The sequence below is a fragment of the Caballeronia sordidicola genome, assembly GCF_000729995.1.
Lineage (GTDB): Bacteria > Pseudomonadota > Gammaproteobacteria > Burkholderiales > Burkholderiaceae > Caballeronia > Caballeronia sordidicola_A.
This window is the reverse complement of record NZ_JNFG01000001.1, coordinates 86,918-106,948: the sequence shown is the minus strand read 5'-3', so window position 1 is coordinate 106,948 and position 20,031 is coordinate 86,918. Positions and strand designations below refer to the sequence as shown.

The window sequence follows — 20,031 nt, the reverse complement described above, 5'->3', positions numbered from 1 at the left end:
CCGCGCCGTGCGAATAGAATCGATTCATCAAGGCCGCGCGTGAAGGATCATCGTGCGGCAAATAAGCGCACAAGTAGCATTAAGGTGGTATCCAAGCAGTAGAAGCAACCATAGGCAACACCAGGCATCGGGATTCCGGCAGCAGGATTGTGCAAGCGGGTCCACACCTTCGGGTGACGTTGCCCGATCGATCATGTCGTTTGGCGGAGCGCTCAGCGCGTTCCACATGCGCTTCAAACGCCATGAACGTGGAACATCGCTGCACGCTGCGGTCTCCGCGGAAACCGTGCTAATTTTCGACACATCGCCGGGCCACGCACACTCGCGGCTCGCCGTTTCCGGACTTTTATCCGGCGCGCGCCGGGCCGGAATCATCCGCCTTGCGTTCAACTGTGAACACCATCTGATGAAACCCGTAATTGCCCTCGTGGGGCGCCCCAATGTGGGGAAATCGACGCTTTTCAACCGCCTGACCCGTTCGCGCGACGCACTTGTCGCCGACTTGCCCGGCCTTACCCGTGACCGCCACTATGGCGAAGGCCGGGTCGGCGACCGGCCGTACCTAGTGGTCGACACCGGCGGTTTCGAACCGGTCGCGAAAGACGGCATCCTGCACGAAATGGCTCGCCAGACGCGCCAGGCGGTGGAGGAGGCCGACGTGGTCGTCTTCATCACCGACGGCCGCAACGGATTGGCGCCGCAGGACAAGGCGATTGCGGACTATCTGCGCAAGACCGGACGGCCGCTGTTCCTCGTAGTCAACAAAGCCGAGGGCATGAAGTACAGCGCGGTCGCCGCCGACTTCTACGAACTGGGCCTCGGCGACCCGCGTGCAATCTCTGCCGCGCACGGCGACGGCGTCACGGAAATGATCGGTGACGCGCTCGAGATAGCGTATGCCGGACAGCCGGAAGAGGATCCAGAAGAAAAAGCGGCGCGGGGCGTAAAAATCGCCATTGTGGGCCGCCCGAACGTTGGCAAGTCGACGCTGATCAATGCGTTGGTCGGTGAGGAACGGGTCATCGCGTTCGACATGCCGGGCACCACGCGCGATTCCATCTATGTTGATTTCGAGCGAAGCGGCCGCAAATACACCCTGATCGATACGGCTGGGTTGCGCCGTCGCGGCAAGGTGTTCGAAGCGGTGGAGAAGTTTTCGGTGGTGAAGACGTTACAGTCCATTTCCGACGCTAACGTGGTGATTCTGCTGCTCGATGCACAGCAGGACATCTCGGACCAGGATGCGCATATCGCGGGCTTCGTGGTCGAGCAGGGACGGGCGCTGGTAGTGGGGGTCAATAAGTGGGACGGACTCGACTCGCATGTGCGCGAGCGCACCAAGGCCGATCTGACGCGCAAGCTCAAGTTTTTGGACTTTGCTAAATTTCACTACGTGTCGGCGCTGGAAAAGACGGGCATCAGCCAACTCATGAAATCGGTGGATGACGCCTACGCCGCCGCCATGGCCAAGTTACCTACGCCGAAGCTCACGCGCGCGCTGATCGACGCGGTTGAATTCCAGCAGCCGCGCCGACGCGGGCCGATTCGTCCGAAGCTTCGTTATGCGCACCAGGGTGGACAAAATCCGCCGATCATCGTCGTGCACGGAAATGCCCTCGACGCGATCACCGACACTTATAAACGTTACCTCGAAGGCCGCTTCAGGGAAACTTTTGGGCTGGTTGGGACTCCATTGCGCATAGAGTTCCGTTCAAGCGCGAACCCTTACGCGGACAAAGGCTGAATCCCGCGTGCATCAAGCGTTTCGGCGGGTTTTACACAGCCGTGGCGCGCTGGTGCGAAAATGAAAATCGGCTATAGTGTAGCGATTGACGGCGGATCTCTTTTTCTTCGTCGCAATCACGTCAACCTGCAAAAATAATACGGAGTTTGCTATGAGCAACAAAGGGCAATTGTTACAAGACCCGTTTTTGAACGCACTGCGAAAAGAGCATGTGCCTGTATCGATCTACCTGGTCAACGGCATCAAGCTGCAAGGCAATATTGAATCGTTCGACCAGTACGTCGTGTTGCTCCGGAATACGGTTACCCAGATGGTCTATAAGCACGCCATTTCCACGGTCGTGCCGGCGCGTCCGGTGAATTTCCACCCGGATGCAGAGACGCCCTAAACCTCGTTGCGCCCGGTGTCATGGCATGAATGAACGTGCTAATTCACCGGTCGCTTCAAAATGAAAATATTGATTTGATCAACGCAGCGCTTGTCGGTGTCGACTTCGGAAAAATCGATTTCGATGCCAGTCTCGAAGAACTCAGTCTGCTCGCACAAAGTGCGGGTGCTCATCCCGCCGTCACCCTGACCGGTCGCCGTTCCAGCCCCGATGCCAAGATGTTCGTCGGCAGCGGCAAAGTCGAAGAGCTGCGCCTCGCATGCGAAGCCAACGACGTGGAACTTGTCATTTTTAATCACGCCCTCGCGCCCGCGCAGCAGCGCAATCTGGAAACGGCGCTGGATCGGCGCGTGATTGACCGGACCAGTCTCATCCTCGATATTTTCGCGCAGCGTGCCCGCAGTCATGAAGGCAAGCTGCAGGTCGAACTTGCACAGCTGACTTACTTGTCCACAAGACTGGTTCGCGCATGGACTCACCTTGAGCGGCAGAAGGGCGGTATTGGTTTGCGCGGCCCGGGTGAAACGCAGCTTGAAACTGACCGCCGGCTGATCGGCGAGCGGATCAAGGCACTGAAGGCGCGGCTGAAGAAGTTGCAGCGTCAGCACGGCACGCAGCGTCGTCAGCGCGATCGCAACCGGACTACGTCGGTGTCGCTCGTCGGATATACGAACGCGGGCAAGTCGACGTTGTTCAACGCGTTGACGAAAGCGCAGGCCTACACGGCGGACCAGTTGTTCGCCACGCTGGACACCACCTCGCGCCGCGTTTATCTCAGCGAGGAAGCTGGGCAGGCGGTGGTGTCGGATACGGTCGGCTTCATTCGCGACCTGCCTCACCAGTTGGTCGCGGCTTTTCGTGCGACGCTTGAAGAAACCGTTCAGGCCGACTTGCTGTTGCACGTGGTCGATGCGTCGAGCATGGTGAGGCTCGACCAGATCGAAGAAGTCAATAAGGTGCTGAGCAGCATTGGCGCCGACGGCATTCCGCAGATCCTCGTTTTCAACAAGATCGATGCGGTGCCTGAACTCGCGGCCCGTAACGATCCAGTCGAAAGGGACGAGTATGGTAATATTTTGCGCGTCTTTTTAAGCGCGCGAACGGGTCAGGGACTCGACGCGCTGCGCGCGGCAATCGCCGAATTCGCGGCTTCCGAACCCAAAGATAACAACGAGTACACGGAACTTCCGGACGGCACAATCGTGCCGGAGTCCATGGATAGCACATCCGACGACGGAACCGCGCTACCGGAAGACCACCGGTCAGCCGACGAAAGTGATGACCGCAAGGTCCCCGAGCACGGGCACTGATCTGTTCCGATTTGCATTGACCCGGCTGTCTAATGGTGAATCACCGAGTGAACGACTACAACGAGCGGAGTAACCGGCAGCTTTCGCATGCCGTCTTTTCGATCAACGATCCGCGCTGGGGGCGGGGCGACGGCAATGGCGACGGTAAAAGCCAGGAGCAGAAGCGTCCGCAGGATCAAAAGCGCCCATCGAAGGACAAGGATGGTGAAGGCCCGCCGGATCTCGACGAAATGTGGCGCGACTTCAACAAGAAGCTCGCGGGCTTGTTCGGCAAGAAACCGGCAGGCGGCGGTCCGCGTGCCGACAACGGCCGCGGCGCCAAGATCGGCATGGGCATTGTTATCGGCGTGCTGATCGCGATCTACCTGGGCAGCGGCGTATTCGTCGTACAGGACGGCAATGTGGGTGTTGTGTCGCGCTTCGGAAAGTATGAAGAGTCGGCCGACGCGGGCATCCACTGGCGTCTTCCGTATCCGTTCGAGTCGCAGGAGATCGTCAATACGTCGCAGATTCGCTCGGTCGAAATCGGGCGCAACAACACCGTGACGCAAGCCAACGTTCGCGATGCATCGCTGCTGACGCACGACGCGGATATCATCGACGTGCGGTTTGCCGTGCAGTATCAGATCAAGTCGGCGACCGACTATCTGTTCCGCAATGTCGATCCTGATCAGAACGTGACGGAATCGGCGCAAGCCGCGATTCGTGAGATCGCGGGTAAGCACAGCACAGACGACCTGCTTTTCAAGGATCGCGAAGCATTGCGCGCGAAGCTTCTCGACACCATCCAGGCATCGCTCGATTTGTACAAGACGGGCTTGCAGGTGACCGGCGTGACTATCGAGAGCGTGCAGGTTCCGTCGCAAGTTCAGCCGGCGTTCGAAGATGCCGCGAAGGTGCGCCAGGACAACGAGCGCGCGGTCGACACTGCAAAAGCCTACGCAGATCAACTGTTGCCGCGCGCGAAGACTGATGCGGCACGCATGATCGACGACGCGAAGGGCTATAGCAACCGGGTCGTTTCACAGGCGCAAGGCAATGCCGAGCGCTTCAAGCAGGTCTACGCAGAATATTCGAAGGCGCCGGCAGTGATTCGTCAACGCATGTATCTGGACACAATGCAGCAGATCTATTCGCGTGCGACGAAGGTGTTCGTCGACAGCAAGAGCTCGAACAACGTGGTGTACCTGCCGCTCGACAAGCTTGTCGAGGCAAACCGGCAGAACGCGAACGCAGCCGCTGTAGGGACGGTGCCTACGGGCGCGTCGGGTGTTGCTGCAGGGACGGCGCCTGCGGGCGCGAATCAACCGGTCGGCGCCGCGCCTGCCGGCGTGATCGGAGGGTCGATCACGCAGGATGCACGCGCCGAAAGCGCATCGGCGGCTTCGGCCGTGACTGCGCAGTCCGCCGCTCCCGCCAGCGCTGCAGCATCTGCTGCTGCGTCGGGCGCCGCCGCGCAGTCGTCGGGTGACGCATCGCGCTCGCGCGATGCGTTCCGTTCGCGTTCGCGCGAAGACGACACGCAATGAGGGGCGCGATCATGAATCGAATTATTGCGCTCGTCGTTGCCGTGGTTGTCGTGTTGTTCGTCGGCTCGTCCATGATGTTCGTGGTTGACGAACGCCATGCGGGCGTCGTGTCCGCGCATGGCGGCGGCACGCCCACGCTGGTCACGCCCGGCCTGCATTTCAAGCTGCCGCCACCGTTCCAAACCCTGACGCTGATCGACACCCGTACGCTGACGCTCGACGAAGCAGGCTCGGACCGCTTCAATACGTCGGACAAGAATGAGGTGATCGTGAATACGGTCATCAAGTATCGTGTGGCCGATCCGCTCAAGCTGTTCGAAAGCGACGAGAAGAACACGCAGACGGCGCAGGACCGGCTGGCCGCGCTTACGCGCACGGCGTTGACGTCGTCGTTCACGAAACGTTCGCTGACGGATGTGCTCGGTGAGCAGCAGGCTATTGCAGGCGAAGCGCAGAAGGCGATCGAGCAGCCGGCAGCGGCGTTCGGTGTGGAACTCGTCGACCTGCAACTGACACGCATCGACTTTCCGCCAGCGGTGGCCGATTCGGTCTACAAACGCATGATCGCGGCGCGCCAGCAAGCGGCGGCCGAGGAGCGCGCGAAGGGGACGGCGGACGCCGATGCGCTGAAAGCGGCCGCGGAGCGCCAGCAGGAATCCATTCTTGCCGATGCCTACAAGGAAGCGCAGACCATCAAGGGTGAGGGTGACGGCCGAGCTGCGTCCATTGCCGCCGATGCATACGGCGTCGATCCGCAGTTCTACCAGTTCTATCAAAGCCTCGAAGCGTATAAAAAGACGTTCAATGCCGGCGACGTGATGGTTGTCGATCCGAGCAGCGATTTCTTCCGCTTCATGCGCAGCCCGAATGGCGCTGCGCCGAGCGGAACCGATGCGACCACCCCGGCGCTCGCGCGCAAGCGCTGAACGCCCAAGCGTCGCGGTGCGAGCCGCGACGCCTTTTATCGAATGGATATGGCTGCATCGTTACTGCTCGCGATTGCGTTGATGCTGATTATCGAGGGGATGTTTCCGTTCGTCTTCCCAAACTCCTGGCGCGACACGTTCCGCCGGATCGCACAACGGCCGCCGCACCAGATTCGGATTGGCGGGCTGATCGCCATGGTGCTTGGCGTTATCCTGCTGATTATCGCTACGTGACGCTTGCAACCTCAAAATTCAAAGCGGGTCGACGAGTAGTCCCCAGTCGCCCATAGACTCAAAGCTTGCGCTCATCCGCGGCAATCATCCCCGCCGCGCTCGAACGCTCCGTAGGAAACGCACTGATGTCCACCTGGTTACTTCCCGAGAATATCGCCGACGTCCTGCCGTCCGAGGCTCGCAAGATTGAAGAATTGCGCCGTCGGCTGCTCGACCGTTTTCGTTCGTACGGCTACGAACTTGTCATGCCGCCCATGCTCGAGTACATCGAGTCGTTGCTCACCAGCGGCGGCAGCGACCTGAACCTGCGCACGTTCAAGCTCGTCGATCAATTATCCGGCCGCACGCTCGGCCTGCGTGCTGACATTACGCCGCAGGTCTCGCGTATCGACGCGCATTTGCTGAATCGGCAGGGTGTGACGCGCCTTTGTTATGCGGGCAATGTGCTGCATACGCGCCCGCGCGGTCTGCATGCCACGCGCGAGCAGATCCAGATCGGTGCGGAAATCTACGGCCACGCGGGACTGGAAGCGGATCTCGAGATCCAGCAACTGATGCTGGACTCGCTGCGTCTGAGCGGCCTCGATAAAGTGCGCCTCGACCTGTGCCACGCCGGTGTTTTGTCTGCGCTGCTGGAGCTGGAACCGGCTGCGGCGGCGCTCGGTGAAGCGCTGTTCGACGCGCTCGGCGCTAAGGACGTGCCGCGCCTGAACGAACTCACGGCCAAGCTCGGCGATGTCACCCGGGACGCGTTGCGCGCGTTGCCATCGCTGTATGGCGATGCTTCCGTACTCGACGAAGCGCGCGCCCGGCTGCCGAATCTTCCGGTGATCGGCCGGGCGCTGGACGATCTCGCGTTCCTCGCGGCCCAGGCGAACGGCGCCGAGCTGATGATCGATCTCGCCGATCTGCGCGGTTACGCGTACCACAGCGGCGTGATGTTCTCGGCGTACGTTGACGGCGTGCCGAACGCGGTGGCGCGAGGCGGTCGTTACGACGATGTCGGCCAAGCCTACGGCCGTGCGCGCCCGGCGACGGGTTTTTCGCTCGACCTGCGCGAAGTCGCCCGTATCTCTCCCGTCGATGCCCGCGGCAGCGCGGTCCTTGCCCCCTGGAAGCATGACGAACCGCTGCTCAAGGCAGTCGCGCAATTGCGCGATGCGGGCGAAGTGGTGATTCAGGCGTTGCCCGGCCACGACCATGATCTCGACGAGTTCGCGTTCGATCGGGTACTGGTCGAACGGGATGGAAAGTGGGTTGTAGAGGCCCGTTCCTAGCGGTTTTGCGGAAAACTTCGGGCAGATCCGATCGATGCAAAATCGATACGCGTTCGCAAATACCGGGAAAAACTCGGAACCTTTCGCGAACATAGGTAAAATGCTTTTTTAACCAGCTATCAAATTGACATGTCTGCCAGCGCAGTGAATGTGAACCCGGGGCGCAACGTCGTCGTGGTCGGCACCCAGTGGGGTGATGAAGGCAAGGGCAAGATCGTCGACTGGTTGACGGACCACGCCCAGGGCGTCGTGCGCTTCCAGGGCGGCCACAACGCCGGCCACACGCTGATTATCGGCGGCAAGAAAACCATCCTTCGACTGATTCCGTCGGGCATCATGCGCGCCGGCACCGCTTGCTACATTGGCAATGGCGTCGTGTTGTCGCCGGAAGCGCTGTTCAAGGAAATCGGCGAACTGGAATCGGCGGGTGTCGACGTCCAGAAGCGTCTGTTCATCTCCGAAGCCGCCAACCTGATCCTTCCGTATCACATCGCTATCGACCAGGCCCGCGAAGCGCGGCGCGGCGCGGCGAAGATCGGTACGACCGGACGCGGCATCGGCCCGGCGTATGAAGACAAGGTTGGCCGCCGCGGCTTGCGCGTACAGGACCTGTACGACCGCGAAGTGTTCGCTGAGCGTCTGCGCGAAACCCTCGATTTCCACAATTTCGTGCTGACCGGTTATCTGGGCGCCGCTGCGGTGGACTACCAGGAAACGCTCGACACCATGTTCGGCTACGCCGAGCGCCTCGCGCCCATGGTGACCGACGTCTCGCGCCGTCTTTACGACGAAAACCACGCTGGCCGCAACCTGCTGTTTGAAGGTGCGCAAGGCACGCTGCTGGACGTCGATCACGGCACCTACCCGTACGTTACGTCGAGCAATTGCGTCGCTGGCGCGGCAACGGCCGGTGCGGGCGTGGGTCCGCAAAAGCTCAACTACATCCTCGGTATCACGAAAGCGTATTGCACGCGCGTGGGCGCAGGTCCGTTCCCGAGCGAGTTGTATGACGCCGATAACGCCAGTCGCCAGGAGCAGGTTGGCCTGACGCTCGCGACCGTCGGCAAGGAATTCGGTTCGGTGACCGGCCGTCCGCGCCGCACCGGCTGGCTTGACGCCGCCGCGCTGCGCCGCTCGATCCAGATCAACGGCATCTCGGGCTTGTGCATGACGAAGCTCGACGTGCTCGACGGTCTGGAAGAGGTGAAGCTGTGCGTGGGCTACAAGCTCGATGGCAAGGATGTCGATATCCTGCCGCGCGGTGCGTCGGAAGTCGCGCGTTGCGAGCCGGTGTACGAAACGTTCGGCGGCTGGAAGGAAAGCACCATCGGCATCACGCAATGGGACAGCTTGCCGGCCAATGCGCGCGACTATCTCTCGCGTATCCAGGAAGTGGCGGGCGTACCTATCGACATGGTGTCGACCGGTCCGGATCGCGACGAAACCATCCTGCTGCGTCATCCGTTCAAGGTTTAAGTAACCTAAACGGGTAGCATCGACCAGAGTGGCCGCGAATCAGCGGCCACTTTTGCATATTCAACAGACGTACATAGCTGTACATATTGAAAAGAGTTTCACCATGATCGCGATGAAAGATCCGCGCAACGACGACCGGAACCTGTGGGTAGGCTGGGACGAATATCACCGGCTGATCGAACTGCTCGCGCTCGCCGTGCATGACTCGGGCTGGAAGTTCGACAATATCCTGTGCCTCGCACGCGGCGGCCTGCGGGTCGGCGACCAGCTTTCGCGCATCTATGACTTGCCGCTTGCCATCCTGGCGACGAGCTCGTATCGCGAGGCGGCCGGCACGGAGCAGGGCACGCTCGATATCGGGCAATACATCACCATGACGCGCGGCGAGCTGTCCGGCAACGTGCTGCTCGTGGATGACCTGGTCGACTCCGGCGTGACGCTTTCGCGCGTGCAGCAGCACCTGAAAGACCGTTATCCTGCGGTCACGTGGGTGCGTTCCGCCGTGCTTTGGTACAAGGGCTGCTCCAAAGTGAAGCCCGACTACCATGTGCAGTTTCTCGAAACGAACCCGTGGATTCATCAGCCATTCGAAGAATGGGACACGGTCCGGCCGCACAACCTCGGTGCGTGGATCAAGCGCGGTGTCCAGGACGAGCGCAGCTGATTCAAATCCTGAGCGTGTTCAAGTCGGGCGCGTGAGCCGCAAGTAGTCACGCACTAGAACCAAACTGAAACGAAACGCCGTTCAATTCGCCTATCCGGTGCGATTGAACGGCGTTTTTTTGCTTATCGCCGGTTAAAGCCGGAAAGCACCTTACATGCACCTTCGCGGTCTTGCCGCAATGCTAAACTGCCGTCTCGCTCCGGTCGTAGCAGTATCACAACAGGCCGGTCGGGCGCCGCACGCAACGTTAGAATGGCGTTCGTTTTTTCCGCTTCGGACGGCTTCCCGCGTTTATGAACACAATGACTCACGCGCACGAGCGCAAACAGCCGCTACCTGCCCTGGCACTTGCCGCAATCGGCGTAGTGTTCGGCGATATCGGCACCAGCCCACTGTATGCGTTGAAAGAGGCCTTCAGCAAATCGCACGGCATTGAACTGAGCGAAGCCTCCATCCTCGGGGTCATCTCGCTGTTGTTCTGGGCGATCATGATCGTGGTCTCCATCAAATACGTGCTCTTCGTGATGCGCGCCGACAACAACGGCGAAGGCGGCGTTCTCGCGCTGATGACGCTTGCGTTACGCACATTGAAGGGGTCTGGACGTGCAACCGGCGTGCTGATGATGCTCGGCATTTTCGGCGCATGCATGTTTTACGGCGACGCTGTGATAACACCGGCCATGTCGGTGATATCCGCAGTGGAAGGGCTGGAGATTGTCTCGCCGGCGCTTGCTGAAGGGGTGATCCCCATCACCATCGTCATTCTCGTGTTGCTGTTCTGGATCCAGCGCCGCGGTACGTCGGTGGTCGGCAAGCTCTTCGGCCCGATCATGGTGCTGTGGTTCCTGACACTGGCCGTGCTTGGGCTTTATCACATTGTGCAAATGCCTCGCGTGCTGATCGCGTTGAATCCGTATTACGCGTTTTCGTTCATGGCTGCCCACGTGCTGCAGGCGTATATCGTGCTCGGGTCGGTCGTGCTGGTGCTGACCGGTGCAGAAGCGCTGTACGCCGATATGGGGCACTTCGGCGCCAAGCCCATTCGCTACGCGTGGTACGGGCTCGTCATGCCGTCGCTGGTGCTCAATTATTTCGGCCAGGGTGCGTTGCTGATGCACTCGCCGGAAGCCGCCGAAAGTCCGTTCTTTCTCCTGGCGCCTGAATGGGCGCTCTTGCCTCTGGTGATCCTGTCGACTGTAGCGACAGTGATTGCATCCCAGGCCGTCATTTCGGGCGCGTATTCGCTGACGAGCCAGGCAATCCAGCTTGGCTACGTGCCACGCATGAAGATCCTGCATACGTCGGATCTGGCGATCGGGCAGATCTATATTCCGGTCGTGAACTGGCTGTTGCTGTTCGTGATCCTGTGCATCGTGATCGGCTTCAAAAGCTCCGAGAATCTCGCGGCCGCATACGGGCTTGCCGTCACCGCGACCATGCTTGTCACGACCATTCTCGCGTCGGTCGTGATGACCAAGCTGTGGGGCTGGAACAAGTTTCTGGTGGGCGCGATCATCAGCGTGTTTTTTATCGTCGATGTCGGGTTCTTTGGCGCCAGCTTGCTCAAGATCGAGCAGGGCGGCTGGCTGCCGCTGGGTATTGGCGGCGTGCTGTTTTTCCTGCTGATGACGTGGTTCAAGGGCCGCATGATCGTGAAGGACCGGACCGCCGCCGACGGTATTCCGTTGATGCCGTTCCTGAAGGGACTGCTCGCGCACCCGCCGCATCGCGTGTCGGGCACCGCAATCTATCTGACCGGTAATGACACGCTCGTGCCCGTTAGCCTGTTGCACAACCTGAAGCACAACAAGGTCCTGCATGAACGGACGATCTTTCTGAATTTTGTTACGCGCGATGTGCCTTATGTCGATGACGACAAGCGTGTGGAAGTGAAGGACGCGGGCGGTGGGCTCTTTCTCGTGAAAGCGCAGTATGGGTTCAACGAAACCCCCGACGTGAAGGCGGTGTTGAACGAGATTGGGCGCACCCACGACATGACGTTCGAACTCATGGATACGTCGTTCTTCATGGCGCGGGAAACGGTGGTGCCGACGCAGTTGCCGGGCATGTCGGTATGGCGCGAACGGGTGTTTGCGTGGATGCATCAGAATGCCGCCAAGCCGACCGACTTCTTTAGTATTCCCGCGAACCGGGTGGTCGAGTTGGGGACGAAGATCGAGATTTGACCGCGGGTGTGCGTGTCTGAGAGGATGACGCACACGCTGCCCGATTTGATGAGTTACAGCAGCTACAAGGAAAACGGCCCGTTCTTGCGACGGGCCGTTTTCGTTTTCATCGAGCCATATCGCTCGTTTACTTCTTCAGCTTGGCAAACGCCGCCGCCATCGCGCTGCCCGCCTCCGGTTCACGCTTGCCGCCGCTATTACCCCGGACATCGCGGGCACTGCCGCCGCCGCCCGAGCCACCACGGCGGTCTTGCGCGCCGCGTTGCTGTTGTTGTGGTGCCGCGCCGTCAGCGGCGAAGTCATCGTCCAGACGCATGGTCAGCGCGATCCGCTGGCGCTTCACGTCCGTCTCCACCACTTTCACTTTCACCACCTGACCCGCTTTCACGACCTCGTGCGGGTCCTTGATGAACTTCGTCGACATCGCCGATACATGCACCAGTCCATCCTGATGCACGCCGATATCCACGAACGCACCAAACGCCGCCACATTCGTGACCACGCCTTCCAGGATCATGCCCGGCGTGAGGTCGGAGAGCTTCTCGACGCCATCGCGGAACGTGGCCGTCTTGAACTCCGGACGCGGATCGCGGCCCGGCTTTTCGAGTTCAGCGAGGATGTCGCGCACAGTCGGCAGACCGAACCGTTCATCTACGAATTCGGCCGGCGAGAGGCCCGCCAACGCTTCGCGCTTGCCCATGACATCGGCGGCGTGCTTCTTGATCTTCGCCAGGATACGTTCGACGACCGGATACGCTTCCGGGTGCACCGACGAGCGGTCCAGCGGATTCACACCGTTGTTGATGCGCAGGAATCCGGCGGCTTGCTCGAAGGTTTTATCGCCGAGACGGGGCACTTTCTTCAATTGATCACGTGATGCAAACGGGCCGTTGGCATCACGGAAATCGACGATATTGCGCGCCAATGTAGCGTTCAATCCCGACACGCGTGCAAGCAGCGCAACCGATGCGGTGTTCGCGTCCACGCCGACCGCGTTCACGCAATCTTCCACCACTGCGTCGAGCGACCGCGCGAGATCGCGTTGATTGACGTCGTGCTGATACTGGCCCACACCGATCGCTTTCGGATCGATCTTGACGAGTTCCGCGAGCGGATCCTGCAGCCGCCGCGCGATGGATACTGCCCCACGCAGCGTGACATCGAGATCAGGAAATTCCTTCGATGCCAGTTCGGACGCCGAATAAATCGATGCTCCGGCTTCGGACACCACGATCTTCTGCAGCTTCAGTTCCGGATGTTTCGCGATCAATTCGCTCGCGAGCTTGTCGGTCTCGCGCGACGCCGTGCCATTGCCAATACTGATCAACTCGGCCTGCGTCTGCGCGGCGATCCGCGCGAGCTTGGCGAGCGAACCGTCCCAGTCGCGACGTGGTTCGTGCGGATAGATCACATCGGTGGCGAGCAGCTTGCCGGTGCGATCGACCACGGCCACTTTTACACCGGTACGCATGCCGGGATCGAGGCCGATCACGGCTTTCGGACCTGCCGGAGCGGCGAGCAAAAGGTCCTTCAGGTTGCGTGCAAATACCCGAATGGCCTCGGCTTCGGCTTCTTCGCGCAAATTCGTCAGCAGGTCATTTTCGATATTCGGTTGCACCTTCACGCGCCAGCACCAGCGGCACACGTCCGAGAGCCATTTATCGGCTGGCCGGCCCTGATTCGCGATACCCACGTGGCGAGCGATCAGCGCTTCGCCAGGATGCGGCACTTGTGCGTCGAGCTCTTCGCCCAGGCCCAGTTTGACCATCAATACGCCGGCATTGCGCCCGCGAAAAAGAGCTAACGCCCGGTGCGACGGGACCGTACGGATGGTTTCCGAGTAGTCGTAGTAGTCGCGGAATTTCTCGCCTTCCTCGGTTTCTTTGCCCAGCACGACGGTCGAAATCACGCTGCCTTGCTTGAACAGGTAATCGCGAACCTTACCCAGAATTTCCGCCGTTTCGCCGAACTGCTCCGAGAGGATGTCGCGGGCGCCATCGAGCGCGGCCTTGATATCGGCGACTCCTTTTTCGGCGTCGATGTAATGCGCGGCTTGCGTTTGCGGATCGAGCGTCGGATCGGCGAGGAGGGCATCCGCGAGCGGCTGCAGGCCGGCTTCACGGGCGATCTGCGCACGTGTGCGGCGCTTCGGTTTGTAAGGGAGATACAGGTCTTCAAGCACCTGTTTGCTGTCGGCGCCTTCGACGGCTGCGCGCAGCTCGGGCGTGAGCTTGCCCTGCTCTTCGATGCTCTGGACAATCGTCGCGCGCCGGTCTTCCAGCTCGCGAATATAGATGAGCCGTTCCTCGAGATTGCGCAATTGCGTGTCGTCGAGATTGCCCGTGATTTCCTTTCTATATCGGGCGATAAACGGAACTGTTGCGCCTTCATCGAGAAGCTGCACGGTCGCGGCGACCTGCCGCGGCTGCACATTCAACTCGGAGGCGATGCGCTGGACAATCTTGAGTGCTACGGTTTCCGTCATGGGGGTCTGCGTCAGCCTGCTGGCTCATCAAGGGCTTTTCGTACCGTGCGCTTCACTCGAATTTCACTCGCATTTCACTGTAAGCCGCGCGAACACGTTTGCCGGGTTGGTGAAGCGGGGCATTTTGCCATAAATGCCGGAGGGCCCCGGCGCGCGGTGATAGAATTTCGGCATCGTAGAAGATGCTTTTTCACGCCATTGTTAGTCTCCTTGTCCGTTTTCTTGTCCTTCACGCTGGCTATCACGTTGCCGACTTCCCGCCTTTCGCCCGCTTTGCCGACTGCTCCAGTCGATTCGTTCGCCTCGACCGGTCAGGCCGCATCGGGCGGCGGTGTTGCCATCGCGCGACCAGCCGTGCTGTCGGTCGTTCCGCTGGCTGGATTGTCGCGGCAGGCCTTGCAGTTCGCGCGGCCCGTTGCGGCATTATTGTTCGCGCTAGCTTGCGCGGGTGTCGGCACGGCTGCAATGGCGCAGACACCTAAGCCCATCAATCCGGGTACCTCGGTCACGCAAACGCCGCTCGATGAAAGCGGCGCGCAAGGCACTGCTGCGCAAGCGGCATCGGGCGTGCCGGCAAGCCGGGCGTCGGGTCAGATCGGCGCAAATGGTGCAATCGATGCCGGCGAAGCGCAAGACACTGCCGATCCAAATGGTTTCTCCGCTCGACAAAAGGCGTTGGACGTTCGCAGCGCGGAGAACAACTATCGCTATGGGGTCAAGCAGCACGATTGCTACAGCGATTTCTTCGTCAATCACTGCCTGGACAAAGCGCGTGACGCCAAGCGTGCGGTAGCTCAGCAAATTCGCAAGGAACAACTGGCGCTCGACGACGAACAGCGTCTGCAACACGCGCAGCAGCGTGACCAGCAAACGGCGATCAAACGCGCGCAGTACGTGTCCGAGGCGCCGCAGCGCGCGGCGACCGAGAAGGCGAGCGAAGAATCGTTTGCAGAGAAGCAGCGCCAGAACGAGTTGTCGGCGGCGCAGCGAAACGCGGAAGCGCCGCAGCGTGCGGCGAACCAGGCCGATTACGATCGCAAGCAGGCGGATTACCAGAAAAAACTGGCCGATGCCGCCGCGCGCGGTGTGCAGGACGCAAAAGACCGCGAGGACAAGGCGGAGCGCTTTGCGGCCAAGCAACGTGACGCTGCCGAGCATCAGACGGAAGTCCAGTCCCGGCAGAAGGAAGCGGCCGCCAAGCAGCAACAGCGTGCACAGCAGGACGCGGCAGACCAGGCGCATCAGGCAGAACTCAAGCAACAGCAGCAGCAACAACAGCAGCAATCCAAGTAAGCCGGGGCCGTACAGCAACCTCGGGCGATGCCGCCGGCAATCTGAAGCGGTCCGCCGCGACCAGGGGAGGCGAATATGCATGCATATCCTGCAGCAGCAGTCGACACAGGCACGATCCGGGAACGGATCGGGCAGCTGGAAGCGGAGCATCACGGCCTGGATTGTCTTATCGGCAAGATGGCTGAGGTTCCCGGCATCAACGACCTCGAGATCAGGCGCCTCAAGAAGCGCAAGCTCAAGGTCAAGGACACAATCATCCTGCTGCAATTGCAGTTGGAACCGGACATGCGCTTGAATCCTTGACGTGCACATGATGCACATTCGATGCACGCGCGGCCCGGAAAAACTTTACGCCAGCCGCCCTTGACGCCTCGTTGGCAAGGGTAGAACAAGTCTCGCTTATTGACCCAAGTCATGACCCGAGTCATAGATCGGGCCACAAGCCGGAACATAAGCCGGAACACAAGCAGGAACGTCCCTTTGAATTCGCCCGACAATGCCCCCACAGAAAACGCGGAAGCCGTGCTGAAGCCGGCCGCGAAGGCGGGTGTCGCCGACACCACGCTTTCGCTCACGCTGGCACCGAAGCGCCGCACTGAACTCGATGCGATTTTTGCCGCAGAGGGTCTGCTGGCGCGGCAAATCGATGGTTATCGCTCGCGCGCTTCTCAAGTCGACATGGCGCGCGCCGTTGCGGCTGCCATGGAGGCGTCCGGGCGTGCCATGCCGGAACCCGCGATGTTCGACACGCAACGCCGTCCCGCGCGCAAGCTCGGGCCATCGGATGCGCCTGTCGTTCATGAGGAAGGTACGGACGAGCTGGGTGTGGCGATGGTATCGACGGGAATCGACGGCGGCGAGAACACGCTGATCGTGGAAGCGGGTACGGGGACGGGCAAGACCTTCGCGTATCTCGTGCCGGCCATGCTGTGGGGCGGCAAGGTGATCGTCTCGACCGGCACGAAGCACTTGCAGGACCAGCTATTCCAGCGCGACATTCCTACCGTGCGCGACGCGCTCGCCGTGCCGGTATCGGTCGCCATGCTCAAAGGGCGCGCGAATTACCTGTGTCACTACTACCTGCAGCGCACGGCCGACAGCGGCCGTTTGCCCACGCGTCAGGACACGTCGCATCTGCAGGAAATCATCCGTTTCGCCAAGATCACGCGCACCGGCGACAAAGCCGAACTCGCGAGCGTGCCCGAGAATTCGCCCGTCTGGCCGATGGTCACGTCCACACGTGACAACTGCCTCGGGCAGGAATGCCCACAGTACAAAGAGTGTTTCGTGATGCAGGCGCGGCGCGAGGCGCAGCAGGCGGATATCGTCGTGGTGAATCACCACCTGTTTTTCGCCGATGTCATGTTGCGCGACACCGGCATGGCCGAGTTGCTGCCGACGGCGAACACCGTCATCTTCGACGAAGCGCATCAGTTGCCCGAAACCGCGACGCTGTTTTTCGGTGAAACGGTATCCACCACGCAGTTTCTCGAACTGGCTCGCGACGCTGTAGCAGAAGGTTTGAGCCACGCCCGCGATTTCTCGGACTGGACGAAACTCGGCGCTGCACTGGAACGTGCGGCGCGCGACGTGCGGCTGGCATTTAAAGAAGAATCGGTGCGTATGTCGCTTGGTCAGCTTGCCGACGACCATCCGCTATTCGACGCGCTTGATACGCTTGAAGAGCATCTCGACGCACTCACCAAGGCGCTTGGCGAGCACGCTGAGCGGGCCGAGTCACTTGGGGTGCTGTTGCGCCGTGCGCGCGAATTGCAGGGCTTGCTGGGTGGCTGGACGGCGCCGCCGACCTCTGTCGAAAAGGCGGTAGCGCAGGAAACTGAAGCGGCGGCGAAAGCCGATCCCAACGAGATGGTCCGTTGGATAGAAGTGTTTTCGCATACGGTGCAGTTACACGAGACGCCGCTTTCCGTCGCGCCGATTTTCTCGAAGCAGCGCGCCGGTGTGCCGCGGGCGTGGATCTTCACATCGGCAACCTTGTCGGTGCGGGGGGATTTCACGCATTACGCGGCGCAAATGGGCCTGAACGCGCGTCGTTCAATGACGCTGCCCAGTCCCTTCGATTACCCGACGCAAGGCTTGTTGTACGTGCCGCGTAACTTGCCGCAACCGTCGTCGCCGAATTTCACCGACGCCGTGTTCGATGGCGCGCTGCCTGTGATCGAGGCATCGAAGGGCGGCGTGTTTTTCCTTTGCACGACGTTGCGCGCGGTGGATCGGATTGCGATGCGACTGCGTGACACGATCGAGCAGCGCGGCTGGGATTATCCGTTGCTGGTACAGGGCGATGCCAGCCGCACCGAGTTGCTCGACCGTTTCCGTTCCCATGGCAACGCGATACTCGTGGGCAGCCAGAGCTTCTGGGAAGGCGTGGACGTGCGGGGTGATGCGCTGTCGCTGGTGGTGATCGACAAGTTGCCGTTTGCGCCGCCCGATGACCCGGTGTTATCGGCAAGACTGGATGCGTTGACCAAGAAGGGCTTGAGCCCGTTCGCCGTGCATCAGTTGCCGCAGGCGGTGATTACGCTCAAGCAGGGCGCGGGCCGGTTGATACGCGCGGAAACGGATCGTGGCGTGCTGATGATCTGCGATACCCGTCTCGTCGATAAACCCTACGGCCGGCGCATCTGGCAAAGCCTGCCGCCGTTCACGCGCACGCGTGAACTGGAAGTGGTGCGCGCTTTCTTCTCCGACCGGCAAGCGGTGGTGGATCAGGAAGACGAATGAGCACGCTGCGCTGCGCGATCAGCTGCCGGGCGGTTGGGCCGGCACCTTCTGCCAACCTGCGGGGCAGTTCTTGACGTACGGGTAATAACCTTCAGGCCTCCCGCAGTAATACCAGTAGCCCGTTTGCGATGCGCCGCCACCGCCGCCGGCTGTTTCCGTTTGCCCTTGCTCGACATACTGCGCCGGCAATGCGGGGTCACCGACCGGCACAGGCCCATAAGGGTAGTAGCCCGGGTAGTAACCTGGGTAATATCCTGAGTAGTAGGGGTACGGGTAGCCACCGACGAACCCCGGGCCAAAATAGATCCCGACTGATCCGCCGCCGCAGCAACCACCGTGATAGTAGCCCCCGGCCGTGGCTGCGCCGCTTGCGCCCAGGGCCGCCAACACCAGCAATAGCTGGCACGCTCTACGCCCGTTCATGATGATCACCTCAACTGTCCGTGCAATTTCAGATTTGATTCGCCTGGCCGGATCTTGCACAGGGCAGGCTGTCCCGAATCAGGACCGGCTATTCATAATTGTATGAATTCCGCGGACATTTTTCCTTGTTTGTGTAACGGGACATGACAGAGGTTTCGGTCGCACCCGCAAACAGTGTGTAATGTCCCGCGGTCACCCGAGTGTAATTGCCGGTCGAGCACACTTCCCCTTCACATCATGAAGCTCAATGCGGCATCTCTTTGAGGGGGAAATTGGCACGACTGGAACCCGGCCTGGCCTGCGAGAATGGAGTCCGAAAAAAATGCCGCGCTCCGAATGAGCGCGGCATTTTTATAGACTTAACCGAATTGCTTGATGGTTTCCAACGGGTGTTTCGTCGCAATGGTCAGCGTGAAAAACCGCTTACCAGATTTGCCACCACGATTTATTTTCCTTACCCGGGCGCGACTTGCCGGTGACGTACGGGCTGTCAGGGAACGTAGCGGCCAGCACGCGCTTCGTATCACCTTCCAGTTGTGGCTGATCAAGCTTGCCGTACGACAGCATCATGATATGCAACGCGTCTTCCGTTGCAGGCGCGTTCCGGTATTCACGGATCGCGAGCTGCGCACGGTTGATGGCCGCCACATAAGCGCCACGCCGATAGTAATAATCTGCTGCGTGCACCTCGTGCGAAGCCAGCGCGTTCACAATGTAGCGCATGCGTTGCGCGGCATCGGGGGCATACTTGCTTTGCGGATATTTGTCGACCACGACCTTGAATGCGTCGTACGATTCGCGCAGCGAGACAGGATCGCGCTCGCTCATGTCCTGGCCGGAGAAGCGGCCGAACAGACCAAGATCGTCGTTGAAGTGGATCATGCCTTTCAGGTAGTACGCGTAGGCAATGTCCGGGTGATCCGGGTGCAGCTTGATGAACCGGTCGATGGCCGAATCTGCGGAAGCGGTTTCACTGTCCTTCCAGTTGCAGTAGGCCACATTGATCTGCGCTTGTTGCGCAAAATGACCGAACGGGTCGCGACCTTCAAGGTTCTCGAAATACTTCGCACATTTACCGAAGTCACCGCCGGTCAGCGCATCCTGCGCCTCCGAGTATAATTTGCCGTTATTCCACGTTGCCGTTTCGTCGGTTTTCTCGGGCAAACCATGACAGCCCGCAACAATGACGGCACTCGCAGCCAGCGCCATGACCTTGACAGACGTGTTCGACGATAGTCGGACCAGTTGACGGACAGGGTTCAAAACGGTTCTCAAAGCTTGATTCACGGCTCGCATCAGTGCTTGCATTTTCTAGCTCATGCCTTTCTGGCTAATTCCCAGCTTTTCAGTC

Annotated in this window: 16 protein-coding genes; 13 read left to right on the top strand and 3 right to left on the bottom strand. The window is 60.4% G+C overall.

The window, feature by feature from the left end:
* The first annotated feature begins 406 nt into the window (after positions 1–406).
* The 10 genes from der (at position 407) to FH08_RS0100425 (ending at position 11,734) form a co-directional block, all read left to right on the top strand.
* Complete coding sequence (gene der / locus FH08_RS0100470) at positions 407–1,744, top strand: ribosome biogenesis GTPase Der (RefSeq protein WP_031356422.1); 1,338 nt, start codon at positions 407–409, stop codon at positions 1,742–1,744.
* Between the two features lie 151 nt (positions 1,745–1,895).
* Entirely contained in the window at positions 1,896–2,132 is a 237-nt protein-coding gene (gene hfq, locus FH08_RS0100465) for an RNA chaperone Hfq (RefSeq protein WP_031356421.1), read from the top strand.
* A gap of 29 nt (positions 2,133–2,161) precedes the next feature.
* A complete protein-coding gene (gene hflX / locus FH08_RS0100460) occupies positions 2,162–3,442 on the top strand; it encodes a GTPase HflX (protein ID WP_051887583.1) in 1,281 nt (426 codons plus the stop codon).
* Between the two features lie 47 nt (positions 3,443–3,489).
* Positions 3,490–4,971 (top strand): FtsH protease activity modulator HflK, encoded by a 1,482-nt coding sequence (hflK, locus tag FH08_RS0100455; protein WP_031356419.1) that lies wholly within the window; start codon positions 3,490–3,492, stop codon positions 4,969–4,971.
* Between the two features lie 11 nt (positions 4,972–4,982).
* Positions 4,983–5,897 (top strand): protease modulator HflC, encoded by a 915-nt coding sequence (gene hflC, locus FH08_RS0100450; RefSeq protein WP_031356418.1) that lies wholly within the window; start codon positions 4,983–4,985, stop codon positions 5,895–5,897.
* Positions 5,898–5,939: 42 nt separating this feature from the next.
* Entirely contained in the window at positions 5,940–6,131 is a 192-nt protein-coding gene (locus FH08_RS0100445) for a DUF2065 domain-containing protein (RefSeq protein ID WP_031356417.1), read from the top strand.
* 125 nt (positions 6,132–6,256) lie between these two features.
* A complete protein-coding gene (locus FH08_RS0100440) occupies positions 6,257–7,408 on the top strand; it encodes an ATP phosphoribosyltransferase regulatory subunit (protein WP_031356416.1) in 1,152 nt (383 codons plus the stop codon).
* Between the two features lie 129 nt (positions 7,409–7,537).
* On the top strand, positions 7,538–8,884 hold the full coding sequence (locus tag FH08_RS0100435; RefSeq protein WP_031356415.1) for an adenylosuccinate synthase: 1,347 nt from the start codon (positions 7,538–7,540) through the stop codon (positions 8,882–8,884).
* Positions 8,885–8,987: 103 nt separating this feature from the next.
* Positions 8,988–9,548 (top strand): phosphoribosyltransferase, encoded by a 561-nt coding sequence (locus tag FH08_RS0100430; RefSeq protein WP_031356414.1) that lies wholly within the window; start codon positions 8,988–8,990, stop codon positions 9,546–9,548.
* A gap of 293 nt (positions 9,549–9,841) precedes the next feature.
* Complete coding sequence (locus FH08_RS0100425; protein WP_031356413.1) at positions 9,842–11,734, top strand: potassium transporter Kup; 1,893 nt, start codon at positions 9,842–9,844, stop codon at positions 11,732–11,734.
* Between the two features lie 127 nt (positions 11,735–11,861).
* On the opposite strand, the gene FH08_RS0100420 is transcribed toward FH08_RS0100425, so the two are convergent.
* Entirely contained in the window at positions 11,862–14,219 is a 2,358-nt protein-coding gene (locus FH08_RS0100420; protein ID WP_031356412.1) for a Tex family protein, read from the bottom strand.
* 246 nt (positions 14,220–14,465) lie between these two features.
* Between FH08_RS0100420 and FH08_RS0100410 the strand changes: the two genes are divergently transcribed.
* The 3 genes from FH08_RS0100410 to FH08_RS0100400 all read left to right on the top strand — a co-directional run bounded on the left by FH08_RS0100410 (position 14,466) and on the right by FH08_RS0100400 (position 18,257).
* Positions 14,466–15,512 carry a colicin transporter gene (locus FH08_RS0100410; RefSeq protein ID WP_235210242.1) on the top strand — a complete coding sequence of 349 codons (1,047 nt, stop codon included), beginning with the start codon at positions 14,466–14,468 and terminating at the stop codon, positions 15,510–15,512.
* Positions 15,513–15,587: 75 nt separating this feature from the next.
* Entirely contained in the window at positions 15,588–15,815 is a 228-nt protein-coding gene (locus FH08_RS0100405) for a DUF465 domain-containing protein (protein WP_031356410.1), read from the top strand.
* A gap of 111 nt (positions 15,816–15,926) precedes the next feature.
* Positions 15,927–18,257 carry an ATP-dependent DNA helicase gene (locus FH08_RS0100400; RefSeq protein ID WP_081889308.1) on the top strand — a complete coding sequence of 777 codons (2,331 nt, stop codon included), beginning with the start codon at positions 15,927–15,929 and terminating at the stop codon, positions 18,255–18,257.
* 18 nt (positions 18,258–18,275) lie between these two features.
* Here the strand turns inward: FH08_RS0100400 and FH08_RS0100395 are convergent, their stop codons facing one another.
* Complete coding sequence (locus FH08_RS0100395; RefSeq protein ID WP_031356408.1) at positions 18,276–18,680, bottom strand: hypothetical protein; 405 nt, start codon at positions 18,678–18,680, stop codon at positions 18,276–18,278.
* 423 nt (positions 18,681–19,103) lie between these two features.
* Positions 19,104–19,889 (bottom strand): outer membrane protein assembly factor BamD, encoded by a 786-nt coding sequence (locus FH08_RS0100390; protein WP_235210249.1) that lies wholly within the window; start codon positions 19,887–19,889, stop codon positions 19,104–19,106.
* Positions 19,890–20,031: the final 142 nt, after the last annotated feature.

Excerpts from the sequence above, each read along its gene's own strand:
- der (WP_031356422.1), top strand. The coding sequence starts at position 407 with ATGAAACCCGTAATTGCCCTCGTGGGGCGCCCCAATGTGGGGAAATCG.
- hfq (WP_031356421.1), top strand. The coding sequence starts at position 1,896 with ATGAGCAACAAAGGGCAATTGTTACAAGACCCGTTTTTGAACGCACTG.
- hflX (WP_051887583.1), top strand. The coding sequence starts at position 2,162 with ATGAACGTGCTAATTCACCGGTCGCTTCAAAATGAAAATATTGATTTG.
- hflC (WP_031356418.1), top strand. The coding sequence starts at position 4,983 with ATGAATCGAATTATTGCGCTCGTCGTTGCCGTGGTTGTCGTGTTGTTC.
- FH08_RS0100445 (WP_031356417.1), top strand. The coding sequence starts at position 5,940 with ATGGATATGGCTGCATCGTTACTGCTCGCGATTGCGTTGATGCTGATT.
- FH08_RS0100440 (WP_031356416.1), top strand. The coding sequence starts at position 6,257 with ATGTCCACCTGGTTACTTCCCGAGAATATCGCCGACGTCCTGCCGTCC.
- FH08_RS0100435 (WP_031356415.1), top strand. The coding sequence starts at position 7,538 with ATGTCTGCCAGCGCAGTGAATGTGAACCCGGGGCGCAACGTCGTCGTG.
- FH08_RS0100430 (WP_031356414.1), top strand. The coding sequence starts at position 8,988 with ATGATCGCGATGAAAGATCCGCGCAACGACGACCGGAACCTGTGGGTA.
- FH08_RS0100425 (WP_031356413.1), top strand. The coding sequence starts at position 9,842 with ATGAACACAATGACTCACGCGCACGAGCGCAAACAGCCGCTACCTGCC.
- FH08_RS0100420 (WP_031356412.1), bottom strand. The coding sequence starts at position 14,219 with ATGACGGAAACCGTAGCACTCAAGATTGTCCAGCGCATCGCCTCCGAG.
- FH08_RS0100405 (WP_031356410.1), top strand. The coding sequence starts at position 15,588 with ATGCATGCATATCCTGCAGCAGCAGTCGACACAGGCACGATCCGGGAA.
- FH08_RS0100400 (WP_081889308.1), top strand. The coding sequence starts at position 15,927 with ATGACCCGAGTCATAGATCGGGCCACAAGCCGGAACATAAGCCGGAAC.
- FH08_RS0100395 (WP_031356408.1), bottom strand. The coding sequence starts at position 18,680 with ATGAACGGGCGTAGAGCGTGCCAGCTATTGCTGGTGTTGGCGGCCCTG.
- FH08_RS0100390 (WP_235210249.1), bottom strand. The coding sequence starts at position 19,889 with ATGGCGCTGGCTGCGAGTGCCGTCATTGTTGCGGGCTGTCATGGTTTG.